15 protein-coding genes are annotated in these 10714 nt (G+C 69.8%); 5 read left to right on the forward strand and 10 right to left on the reverse strand.

What is annotated here, in order from left to right; all coding sequences use genetic code 11:
• Positions 1-245: 245 nt before the first annotated feature.
• Genes ASD79_RS11455 through ASD79_RS11475 form a run of 5 tightly spaced genes read right to left on the reverse strand, consistent with a single transcriptional unit; the run spans position 246 to position 2616 of the window.
• Positions 246-734, reverse strand: coding sequence for a GNAT family N-acetyltransferase (locus ASD79_RS11455; RefSeq protein WP_056721608.1), 489 nt, complete (start codon positions 732-734; stop codon positions 246-248).
• Positions 731-1099: an SRPBCC family protein gene (locus tag ASD79_RS11460; RefSeq protein WP_235524417.1), complete on the reverse strand. Its 369-nt coding sequence runs from the start codon at positions 1097-1099 to the stop codon at positions 731-733. The genes ASD79_RS11455 and ASD79_RS11460 overlap by 4 nt, the downstream gene beginning before the upstream one ends.
• A 33-nt stretch (positions 1100-1132) precedes the next feature.
• On the reverse strand, positions 1133-1528 hold the full coding sequence (locus ASD79_RS11465) for a PaaI family thioesterase (RefSeq protein ID WP_056721612.1): 396 nt from the start codon (positions 1526-1528) through the stop codon (positions 1133-1135).
• Between the two features lie 40 nt (positions 1529-1568).
• Positions 1569-2201, reverse strand: coding sequence for a lysoplasmalogenase (locus tag ASD79_RS11470; RefSeq protein ID WP_056721614.1), 633 nt, complete (start codon positions 2199-2201; stop codon positions 1569-1571).
• Positions 2194-2616: a YkvA family protein gene (locus tag ASD79_RS11475; RefSeq protein WP_007668251.1), complete on the reverse strand. Its 423-nt coding sequence runs from the start codon at positions 2614-2616 to the stop codon at positions 2194-2196. Before ASD79_RS11475 ends, ASD79_RS11470 begins: the two co-directional genes overlap by 8 nt.
• Before the next feature lie 55 nt (positions 2617-2671).
• Between ASD79_RS11475 and ASD79_RS11480 the strand changes: the two genes are divergently transcribed.
• Positions 2672-3454 carry an SDR family NAD(P)-dependent oxidoreductase gene (locus ASD79_RS11480; RefSeq protein ID WP_056721616.1) on the forward strand — a complete coding sequence of 261 codons (783 nt, stop codon included), beginning with the start codon at positions 2672-2674 and terminating at the stop codon, positions 3452-3454.
• Positions 3455-3588: 134 nt separating this feature from the next.
• Here the strand turns inward: ASD79_RS11480 and ASD79_RS11485 are convergent, their stop codons facing one another.
• From ASD79_RS11485 to ASD79_RS11495, 3 genes are all read right to left on the reverse strand, one after another.
• Positions 3589-4197, reverse strand: coding sequence for a hypothetical protein (locus ASD79_RS11485; RefSeq protein WP_056721618.1), 609 nt, complete (start codon positions 4195-4197; stop codon positions 3589-3591).
• Between the two features lie 113 nt (positions 4198-4310).
• The gene (locus ASD79_RS11490) at positions 4311-4946 is read right to left on the reverse strand and encodes a LysE family translocator (protein ID WP_056721620.1); all 636 of its coding nucleotides are present in this window, start codon (positions 4944-4946) and stop codon (positions 4311-4313) included.
• Between the two features lie 43 nt (positions 4947-4989).
• Positions 4990-5394 (reverse strand): MAPEG family protein, encoded by a 405-nt coding sequence (locus ASD79_RS11495; RefSeq protein ID WP_056721622.1) that lies wholly within the window; start codon positions 5392-5394, stop codon positions 4990-4992.
• Between the two features lie 158 nt (positions 5395-5552).
• Between ASD79_RS11495 and ASD79_RS11500 the strand changes: the two genes are divergently transcribed.
• The 3 genes from ASD79_RS11500 to ASD79_RS11510 all read left to right on the forward strand — a co-directional run bounded on the left by ASD79_RS11500 (position 5553) and on the right by ASD79_RS11510 (position 7986).
• Complete coding sequence (locus ASD79_RS11500; RefSeq protein WP_056721624.1) at positions 5553-5753, forward strand: KTSC domain-containing protein; 201 nt, start codon at positions 5553-5555, stop codon at positions 5751-5753.
• A 64-nt stretch (positions 5754-5817) separates the two neighbouring features.
• Entirely contained in the window at positions 5818-7134 is a 1317-nt protein-coding gene (locus ASD79_RS11505; protein ID WP_056721627.1) for a sorbosone dehydrogenase family protein, read from the forward strand.
• A 54-nt stretch (positions 7135-7188) separates the two neighbouring features.
• Complete coding sequence (locus tag ASD79_RS11510; RefSeq protein WP_082584886.1) at positions 7189-7986, forward strand: helix-turn-helix domain-containing protein; 798 nt, start codon at positions 7189-7191, stop codon at positions 7984-7986.
• Positions 7987-8002: 16 nt separating this feature from the next.
• Here the strand turns inward: ASD79_RS11510 and ASD79_RS11515 are convergent, their stop codons facing one another.
• Both ASD79_RS11515 and mtgA read right to left on the reverse strand, forming a co-directional pair.
• The gene (locus tag ASD79_RS11515) at positions 8003-8548 is read right to left on the reverse strand and encodes a GNAT family N-acetyltransferase (RefSeq protein WP_056721629.1); all 546 of its coding nucleotides are present in this window, start codon (positions 8546-8548) and stop codon (positions 8003-8005) included.
• A 139-nt stretch (positions 8549-8687) separates the two neighbouring features.
• Positions 8688-9395, reverse strand: a complete 708-nt coding sequence (gene mtgA, locus ASD79_RS11520; RefSeq protein WP_056721713.1) for a monofunctional biosynthetic peptidoglycan transglycosylase — start codon at positions 9393-9395, stop codon at positions 8688-8690.
• An 88-nt stretch (positions 9396-9483) separates the two neighbouring features.
• Here mtgA and ASD79_RS11525 point away from each other — a divergent pair, with 88 nt between their 5' ends.
• Complete coding sequence (locus ASD79_RS11525; RefSeq protein ID WP_056721632.1) at positions 9484-10149, forward strand: nitroreductase; 666 nt, start codon at positions 9484-9486, stop codon at positions 10147-10149.
• Positions 10150-10714: the final 565 nt, after the last annotated feature.

Consider the following 10714-nt stretch of genomic DNA (forward strand, 5'->3'; position numbering starts at 1 on the left):
ATCTTTCTATTGAGAACCTAGCCACAAAGGACGTCACGCAGGCCCGCGTTTTTAAAGGTGCGGAAGAAGCACAGATTGAAGCAGACCGTCTAACGGCCGGGGCTACAATAGATCGCTGGCAGGTAACCGGCACCTATGGCGGTGGCGGCCTTATTATCAAACCAACTTAGACGCACCGCCTCTAAGCTAGCCTCCGAACTTTCGGCTCGCGAGCCCAGAACCGTTGGCTGCTTGGCGGGCCGGAGTTAGATCTCCGCCGGAAACTTGAGCCGCCAGGTCTCGGAGATCAGCCCCTCGCCGAAGCCCTCGTAGGGCCAGCTTTCTTCGAGCACGAAACCGGCGCGCTCGTAGAGGCGGCGGGCCGGCAGCAAGTTGCTCTGGGTCCACAGCACCACCTCGGCGTAGCCGGCCCGCCGCGCGAAGCTCAGGCATTCAGTGATCAGCGTGTCGCCGACGCCCAGGCCACGCGCCCCGGGCTCGACCAGCAACAGGCGCAGGCGGCCGACCGTGTCGCTCTCGCGGACCAACATGATCGAGCCGACCGGCTGGCCGGCATGTTCCGCGATCCAGCAGGCCTCGCCGGCCGGGTCGAAGCTCTTGACGAAGTCCGAGACGACGCCGGCCACCACCCCCTCGAACCGTGCGTCCCAGCCCTGCTCCTGGGCGTAGAGCAGGCCATGCCGCTGGACGATCCAGCCGTAGTCGCCAGGCCGGGGCGCGCGCAGCGTGATCATCGCTCCAGCAGCCCCTTCAGGACGGCGAGGTCCCGCGCCACCCAGCTCTGATCGCGGGCGAAGGTCGCGTCGTCCATGCCGGGCGCGCGGAACAGGGTCAGGGTCACCTCGGCGCCGTCGCCATTGGCCACCACCCGCAGCGGGATGCTCAGCTGGGTCCCGTCCGGCAGCGTCACCCAGTGGTCGAGGACGCCGTAGGGATTCTCCGGCGAGAATCGCACCCGCACGTCGCCGTCGGGGCCGTGGGCGATCCAGCGGTCGCCGTCGCGGGTCAGGCCCCCGCCCAGGCCGGCGGCCCATTGGGGGAAGCTCTCGGGCTTGTGGGCGAAGGCGTAGACCTCGGCGGCTGGGCGGGCGATCGACACGGTGATCGGACGGGTTTCGAACAGGGTTATGGCTCAAGTCTCCACGGTCATCTGGGTCTGGGTGATCACCGCCACCAGCTTGCCGCCCTCGCCCTCGATCCGGGTGGTCCAGACGCTGGAGCGGCGGCCGGCATGCAGCGGCGTCGCGACCGCGCTCACCGTCGTCCCGGCCCGGGCTCCGCCGATGAAGTTGGTCTTGCTCTCCAGGGTGGTCGTGCGCATCCCGGCCGGCGTGCCCAGGAACGCCCCGACCGCCCCCAGGCTGTCGGCCAGGGCCATGGCCGCCCCGCCATGCAGGATGCCGCCGGCCGTGCAGAGGTCGGGCCGCACGACCATCCGCCCCTCCACCCGATCGGGCGCGGCGTGGGTGACCTCCACCCCCATCAGGGCGGCGAAGGGCAGGGCGGCGATATCGAAGGTGGTGGTCATAAGCGGAAGTTTTGTGGGTCGTCGATGCCGCGTCAACGCCCTACCGCAACATCCCCCAGGCGATCAGCGCCTGGCCGCCGAAATACAGGAACCACACCGCCCAGGCGGTCAGCCGGGTCGAGCCGGCCAGCTTGGCGCCCTTGAACAGGTCGAAGGACAGGATGGCGTCGGACGCCAAGAAGGCCAGGGCCCCGACCGTGGCCGGCCAGCGCAGGGGCGCCAGCAGCAGGCTGGTCGCCACCATCGCCACGATGGCCAGCACATAGGCGACCACGGCCGGCTTGAGCGGGCCCAGCGATCCCCAAAGCCGAGCCAGCATCGCGACGGCCGCCAACGCCACCAGCGGCGCGACGGCCCAGAAATGGGCGGCGGCCGGCCCGCGCTCGCGCCAGAACAACAGCACATAGACCAGATGCCCGGCCAGGAAGGCGGCCAGGCCGAACGGCAGCCAGCGCTTGGGGTCGCCGGCCAGGAAGGCGTCGCCGATCGCGCACAGGGCCAGGGCGAGCGCCAGCAGCGGCCCCCCGCCCTGCAGATAGGCCAGCAGGGCCAGGGCGCCGGTGGCGGCGGTCTTGACCAGGGTGCGGAGCGCCGACGGCGGTCGTTCGACCAGCACCAGCCCATACAGGATCGCGCAGATCCCGGCCGCCCCCCACAGCCACCCGTCAGTCATCGCCGCCCAGCTTGGTCAGGAACGCCTTCGCCGAGTCCTTGTGGCGGGGCTTGAGGTTCTTGCCGACGATGGCGATCAAGGCCGCGATCACCGCCGCGTCGTCGGTGAAGCCGATGGCCGGCAGCACGTCGGGGATAGCGTCGGTGGGCAGCACGAAATAGGCCAGGGCGGCGAACATCATGCCCTTGGCGGCGGTCGGCGTGGTCGGGTCGCGGGCGCACCACCACAGCGACAGGGCGTCGGCGGCGAAGGGCACTTTCGACGCCACCTTGCGGATCTTCGGCCAGAAGCCGCGCGTCACCCGTTGCTCGTTGACCCGCACGGTGGCCGGGACCAGCGCCTTCTTGGGATCCAGCACGTCGCGGGCGTTACGCTCCGGGTTGACGTCAGGGGATGGTTTGGCGTCGGCGCTCATCGGGGTAAACCGCTCCTCAAGGTTCTGATTAAACGCAAGCCACGAGGAAACGTCCATGAAACTCGACAACACCGTCGCCGCCGTCGTCACCGGGGGCGGTTCGGGCCTGGGCGAAGCCACCGCCCGCGCCCTCGCCGCCCAGGGCGTCAAGGTCGCCATCTTCGACATGAACGAGACCACCGGCGAGAAGGTCGCCAAGGACATCGGCGGGGTGTTCTGCAAGGTCAACGTCACCTCGGACGCCGAGGTCGACGCCGGCTTCGAGAAGGCCCGCGCCGCCCACGGCCAGGAACGCGTGCTGGTCAACTGCGCCGGCACCGGCAACGCCATCAAGACCGCCAGCCGCGACAAGGCCACCGGCGAGGCCAAGCACTTCCCGCTCGACGCCTTCAACATGATCATCCAGATCAACCTGGTCGGTACGTTCCGCTGCATCGCCAAGTCGGCCAAGGGCATGCTGGACCTGGAGCCGCTGCAGGACGGCGAGCGCGGCGCGATCGTCAACACCGCCAGCGTGGCCGGCGAAGACGGCCAGGTCGGCCAGGCCGCCTATTCGGCGTCGAAGGGCGGCGTCATCGGCATGACCCTGCCGATCGCCCGCGACCTGATGAACGACGGCATCCGCGTCAACACCATCCTGCCGGGGATCTTCAACACCCCGCTGATGAACGGCGCGCCGGAGAACGTGAAGGCCGCCCTGGCCGCCTCGGTCCCGTTCCCCAAGCGCCTGGGCAACCCCGAGGAATACGCTCAGCTGGCCCTGACCATGATCACCTGCGGCTACTTCAACGGCGAGGACGTGCGCCTGGACGGCGGCATCCGCATGGCGCCGCGATAGAGAGGCGCCTTCCCTCCCCCTCGTGGGGAGGGGGGACCAGCGAAGCTGGTGGGTGGGGTTTGCTGAGTCATCAAGCCCCACCCGTCGGCTTCGGGGCCACCCTCCCCATAAAGGGGAGGGACAAGCGTCGCTTCTTACTTCGGCGCCGGCCGCTGGATGCTCGGCGTCAGGTTGGCCATGATCTCCCGGGCGTCATAGGCCCGCGGATCGCCCGCCGGCTTGGGCCCCCGATGCAGGACGATCTCGGCGCTGGCCTCGAACTTCTCGATGGTGCGGATCTCGGCCCGGTTGGCGAAGAAGGGGTCACCCCAGTAGGGATCCCACGAACGCCAGCCGCCGTAGCGGGGGCCGTAGTAGCGCCAGGCCGGACGCCAGTAGCCGTAACCGCCGCCATAATAGCCGAACGGGCGGCCGAAGGGGTCCTCGTCGATCACCGTGCGGGCGCTGCGGTCGGTACGGCGGTCGGCGGTCTCGAACCAGTCATAGCCTTGCTGCACGGTCAGCTCGGCGGCCCGGTACAGCAGGTAGCGCTCGACGGTCTCGCGCGAGGTCATGCTGTTGCCGGCGAAGTTGACCCGATAGCGGTCGCCCTCCAGCCGCTGGTCGGTGAAGCCGCCCGAGGCGGCCTGGCCAGGCAGGTTGGGCTGGTAGGGGGTGGCGGTGGCGCAGGCCGTCAAAAGGGCGGCGAGCGCCACGGCAGCGACCAGCCCGGCCTTGCCGGCTATGGTCTTGCGAATAATCATGGCGCATCCCTTCACTAGGCTCTTGGCGAAAAGAGTCGTTTCGTCCCGTCAGCATAATGCATGGCGCAGCTTTGTGGTTTCGCCAAGGCCCTTGCGTTGCAGTCTTGAAGCGATCAACCGCGCGAGACGATCAGGCCGGCGGCGGTGATCAGCAGGACCCCGACCATCACCGCGAAGCCGCGCCGGAAGCCGGGCTCGTTCATCCGCGACGACAGGGCCGCGCCGCCCAGGCCGTAGGTGCTCATGCTGATCAGGTCCATGCCGATGGTGGCGGCGGCGAACATGATCAGTTGCGGGACCAGCGGCCGATCGACGTCGATGAACGGCGGCAGCACGGCGGTGAAGAACAGCAGGATCTTGGGGTTGGCGATCTGCACGGCAAAGCCGTCGCGAAAGGCCGAGCGGCCCATCTTGAACTGGCGATGGGCGCCGCCCTCGCCGTCATCCGCCTTGAGCCCCGAGAGGATCGACTTGACCCCCAGCCAGACCAGATAGGCCGCCCCGGCCAGGGCCAGGATGTGGAAGGCCTTGGGGAAGGCGATGATCAACGCGCCCAGGCCCAGGGCCGAGGCCGAGAACCACACCAGGCTGGCGGTGTTCATGCCGACCACGCCGAGCAGGGCCGCGCCCCGCCCCTTCTGCATGCCGGTGGCGATGGCGAACAGGTTGGCGGGCCCCGGCGTGATGGCCATGACGAACATGGCCGCCAGGAAGGCGCTATAGCGGGCGGGATCGACGGGCAGCGGCATGGTCCGCCCTATACCGAGACCCCGCCCGCCGGACCAGGGATCTTCAGGCCCCGACCGTCGCCAGGATCCAGATGACCCGTCCCAGGGCGCCGAACAGCAGGACGGCGGTCGCCAACCCCTGGATGCCGAAGCCCAGCTCGCGCTTGCCCGGGTCGGCCACGTAGCCGAAGGCGTAGACGATGCGTCCGACGATCCAGACCACACCCAGCACGGTGGCCGCCAGGTCGCTCCAGTAGAGGGCGAACAGCCACAGCGACGGCAGGAACAGCGCCAGCCATTCCAGGGTGTTGGCCTGGACCCGGATGTGGCGCTCGAGGACCGGGTCGCCGGTCATGGCCGGCGGATGGATGCCGGCCTTCTTGCGCGCCACGGCGACGCGCAACGCCATCCAGACATAGACGAGCAGGGCGACCAGCGTGACGATGGCGACCCAGGAATGCGGCTGCATGCGATTGTTCCTCCCCCGCTCCTGAAACGGAGCCGTTACGGTTCAGGGACTACACCCCATTTCGCCAGGGCCTGCACGCAAAACGGGCGCCGGGAACCGGTCGCCTCGGCCACGCGCTTTTCCTGTATCGACGATCCTCATGCGGGGGCTTTTCGGCCATGCGCGTTGATTCCACGGCGATCCGGCAAATCGACTACGACCCCGAACACGGCAAGCTGTTCGTCACGTTCCACGACGGCGACGAATACGTCTATGTCGGGGTGCCGCCGAGGGTCACCGAGGCCTTCGTCCGGGCCCCGTCCAAAGGGCGGTTCTTCCAGCGGATGATCCGCGACCGGTATCCCTACAACCGGGTCTGACGCCCCCTTCCCTTCGCCCCCGACGCACCGCTAGATCACGCCGTGGCCAGCGGAGGGGTGCGGCGTGAAATTGAAGAATGTCGGCGTCCTCCTGGGGCTCGGCCTGATCGCCACGGGCGCCGCCCAGGCCGCGCCGCGCGTGGCCTACAAGCTCAACGGAACCTGCGACGGCTGGCCCCGCATGGCGATCGACGCCGCGCCGGGGATGTGCGCCGGCCTGGTGGTCGGACCGACGCCCGGCGCCTTCGCCCAGCGACAGCTGCGCCTGCCCCGCACCCTGGTCCCGCTGGACGACGGCAGGACCTGGCTGGTCGCCGACCTGTCCGACTGGACCCGGCCGCGCGGGGTGATCTGGCGGCTGACCGTCGAGCCCGGCCAGCCCGCCCGCCTGGAACCGCTGCTGACCGGCCTGTCCCTGCCGCACGGCCTGGCGATCGGTCCCGACGGCCTGGCCTATGTCGGCGAGATGAGCCGGATCTTCCGGTTCGATCCGCGCGCCCCCGATCCGGCCGCGACCGTGGAGCCGGTGGTCAGCGGCCTTCCCGACAACAGGCTGCACGACAATCGCCACCCGCTGTCACAATTCGTCTTCGCCGCCGACGGCGCCCTGCTGGTCAATGTCGGCGCGCCGTCGGACCAGTGCCTGGACGACAAGGGCGCGCGGGTGGGGACCGACCATTGCGACCAGTCGGAGGGCGACGAGGCCACCGCCGGGATCCGCCGCTACGCCCTGGTCTCGCCGGGTCGCTGGGGCCCGGACTTCACGATGCTGGCCCGAGGCCTGCGTAACTCCGTGGCCCTGGCCGTCCATCCCTCCGGCACGGTGCTGCAGGCCGAGAACAGCTACGACCTGGCCGACCGCTGGAGCCCATTCGAAGAGGTCAACCGCATCGAGGCCGGCCGCCACTACGGCTGGCCCTATTGCATGGACATGGCGACCCCGACCCCAGGCTGGGCAGGGGCGATGGACTGCGCCTCCAGCGCCCACACCCCGCCCGCGGCCCTGCTGCCGCCCCACGTCGCGCCCCTGGCCATGACCTGGTACCAGGGCGCGATGTTCCCCGCCCTGCGCGGCAAGCTGCTGATGAGCTGGCACGGCTACCGCTCGACGGGCGGCCGGCTGGCGGCCTTCACGGTCGACGCCAAGGGCCTGCCCGTCCCCCGCCTCCGCGCCACCTTCCCGACCTATCCAAGTGGCTCACGGCCGTTCGGGACCGGACCGGCCGCCCAGGCCGAGATCCTCACCCCGGGCTGGGGCAAGGTCGACGGCGTGCGGCCGCAGGGCACGCCGGTCGGGATCGCCGTGGCCGCCGACGGCGCCATCTGGGTGGCCGATGACAAGAACGCCAGCGTCATCCGCTTCGCCGTCGACCGGCCCTGACGCGCCTACCTTCCAGGTAATGGCCAAGACGCCGGGCCGCGCTAGGATCGCCGCATGACCCTGGCCATGACCTCCGCCCCCCGCCCGATCGGCCACCACCTGCGCGACTGGCGCCAGCGGCGGCGGTTGTCGCAACTGGACCTGGCGCTCGACGCCGAGATTTCGGCCCGCCACCTCAGTTTCCTGGAAACCGGCCGCGCCGCGCCCAGTCGCGAAATGGTGCTGCGCCTGGCCGAACAGCTGGAGGTGCCGCTGCGCGACCGCAACCAGTTGCTGCTGGCCGCTGGCTTCGCCCCGGTGTTCGCCGAGCGGGCGCTGGACGATCCGGCCCTGGCCCCGGCCCGCGAGGCGGTGGAGCGGCTGCTGGCCGCCCATGACCCCTGGCCCGCCCTGGCGGTCGACCGCCACTGGACCCTGCAGGCGGCCAACCCCGCCGCCCAACGGCTGATGGCCGGCCTGCCCGCCGCCCTGCTGGGTCCGCCGACCAACGTCCTGCGCGTCAGCCTGCATCCGGACGGCCTGGCGCCCCGGATCGTCAACCTGGCCGAATGGCGCGGCCACCTGCTGTCGCGCCTGCGCCGCCAGGCCAGCGCCGCCGGCGATCCGGTGCTGCTGGCGCTGATCGCCGAGCTGGAGGCCTATCCCGGCGGCGAGGCCGAGATCGACCCGACCGCCGGAGCCCTGGCCGCGCCGCTGCGGCTGGCGGTCGACGGGACGGTGCTGTCGTTCCTCAGCGCCACCCTGATGTTCGGCGCGCCACAGGACGTCACCCTGTCGGAACTGGCGGTGGAGATCTTCCTGCCCGCCGACCCCGCCACGGCCGACGCCTTGCGGGCTCGGGCAGGGGTCTGACGGAACGACGCGGGCGCTAGCTCCGCCGCGCCCGCCAGTCCTCGGCGCTCTGGCCCCATAGCTCGATGGGGGCCTCGTGATAGGGCTCGGGCATGCGGCCCATCTCCAGGAAGCGCGAACCGAGACGCTGGGCCACCGCCTTCGACGGCGCGTTGGCCGGGTCGATGCAGTGGATGATCCTGGTCCAGCCCAGGTGATCCACCGCCCAGTCCATGGTCGCGGTCGCCGCCTCGACGGCGTAGCCCCGACCGTGAAAGCGTGGATGCAGGCTCCAACCGACCTCGTCTCCCGGCCAGCCCTCGGGGCGCCAGGGGCCGACACGTCCCACCCACAGGCCGGTGTCCTTCTCGACCAGCGAGAACATGCCAAAACCGTTGAGCGCCCAGGACCCGGCCATGGCCGCCATCATCCGCCAGGTCTGGCTGCGGGCCATCGTCCCGCCGATGTAGCGGGCGGCGTCGGGGTCGGCCATCAGCTCGGCCCAGCCGTCAAGGTCTTCCGGGGCCGGCGGGCGCAGGATCAGGCGGGCGGTCTCGAGCGTGGGGCCGGGGGCGACGGGCATTCAAACCTCCTGGGGCGGTTGTTTCCCATACCGTGTCATCCCGGAAACGGCGAAGCCGTTATCCGGGACCGCCGGAAGCGCCGGCGCTCACGCGTCGGTCCCGGATCTTCGCGCTGCGCACTCGTCCGGGATGACAGAACTAGCCCAGGCAGGCGGCCAGGCCCTGGCGGCGAACCGTGCCCGAGGCCGCGCCGATCCGGCGCGAGCGCTTCTTCACATAGGGACCGGAACCGACGGCCTTCCACTTCAGCGGGCTGGGCAGGATCGCGGCCAGGCGCGCCGACTGCATCGGGTTCAACTTTTCGGCGTCGACATGGAAATAGGTCTGGGAAGCGGCCTGGGCGCCATAGATGCCCGGACCGAACTCTATGCTGTTGAGATAGACCTCCATGATCCGCTTCTTGCCCCACAGGGTCTCGATCAGCACCGTGAAATAGGCTTCCAGCCCCTTGCGGAAATAGGAACGGCCCGGCCACAGGAAGACGTTCTTGGCGGTCTGCTGGCTGATGGTCGAGCCGCCGCGGATCTTCTTGCCCTTCTCGTTGTTCGCGTAGGCCTTCTGCAGGGCGTCGAAATCGAAGCCGTGGTGGTCACAGAACCGGGCGTCCTCGGCGGCGATCAAGGCGCGCGGCAGGGACGGCGAGACCCGATCGATAGGCCGCCAGTGATGGTCCCAGCCCTTGCCCTCGACCAGCCGGATGACCATCAGCGGCGTGGCCGGCGGCGGCACGAAGCGATAGACGATCACCGTCAGGATCGGTCCGGCGATGAACACGATGAACAGCGCCAGAAAGAGATTACGCACCAGAACCCGCACCGATCGCCCCCAAACCCGTCGCCCCGATATGGGCTTGCCTTGACGTTGCGGCCGGATGCTAGCCAAGCCATGACCGTCTGTCGCGGCACATAGCGGCGCATTGGTTAGGGAGCTCTTGATGGACGTCGCCGAAGCCGTCGAACGCCGGATGTCCGTCCGGGCCTTCAAGCCCGACCCGGTGCCGGGCGCCGTGGTGCGCGACCTGCTGGAGGCCGCGGCCCGCGCGCCGTCGGGCGGCAACCTCCAGCCCTGGGTGGCGCACGCCCTGGCCGGCGAGCCGCTGGCCGAGTTCAAGGCCCTTGTCGCCTCGCGCCTGATGGACCGCGACGAGCCGGAATATCACGTCTATCCGCCCAACCTGTGGGAGCCGCTGCGCACCCGCCGCTACCAGGTGGGCGAGGACCTCTACGCTTCGCTGAACATCCCCCGTGAGGACAAGCTGGGCCGCCTGCAGCAGTTCGCCAAGAACGCCGAGTTCTTCGGGGCGCCGGTGGGACTGTTCTTCTCGATCCACCGCGACTGCGGCCCGCCGCAGTGGTCGGACCTGGGCATGTACATCCAGACCCTGATGCTGCTGGCCGTCGAGCGCGGGCTGGACAGCTGCGCCCAGGAGTTCTGGTCGGCCTATGGTCGGCTGACAGCCCAGTTCCTGACGCTGCCCGACGACCACATGCTGTTCTGTGGCATGGCGCTCGGCTACCGCGACGAAGCCGCGCCGGTGAACAACTGGCGCTCGCGAAGGGACCCGTTCGAGGCCTGGGGGGTGATGCGGGGGTTCGCGTAGACGGTCCGCGCCGCGATCCCCCTCCGGACCCTCCGGCCATCTCCCCCAAAGGGGGTTCTTCGCGGACGGGGACAGGCGCATGCGCCTGTCCCCAACTCTGGACGCGGCTCCACGCTCACGCGCCGAAGCTGCGATGGGATGGGATGGGGAGGGTGCGAAGCGCCCGGGCTCCGCCCGGAGGTTTTGCAGTTTTGAGTACCGTTTCGACGAAGACGAGCGCTTCGCGTGGAACCGTTGTTCGAGAGCGTCCGGTAGGCAGTGGTTTTATCACTTAGCCGGTCTGCATTCGCCCCCGACGGGCGGGCCAGGGCGGCGAGCCCCGGTCCCGGACCGCATGCGTAACCCCCGCATGCCTGCTGACCTGATCCGCCTACCCCCGGCGCCGGAGTTTCGTCGCGRCTGAGGCGAACCTGCTCCGAACCGACCRRAGGCGCCCCGAAGGGCGCGGCGGCCAAGCCTTCCCGCTCGACCACTGCCCACCGCCCGTCAGGTCGCCGGCCGACGTCCCTCCCCGTGCGATGGGGTGAGCTCAGTATCGGGGCGCCCGGAAGGGGTGAGGACGAAA

It is taken from the genome of Caulobacter sp. Root655, from assembly GCF_001427665.1.
In the GTDB taxonomy this organism is placed as follows: domain Bacteria; phylum Pseudomonadota; class Alphaproteobacteria; order Caulobacterales; family Caulobacteraceae; genus Caulobacter.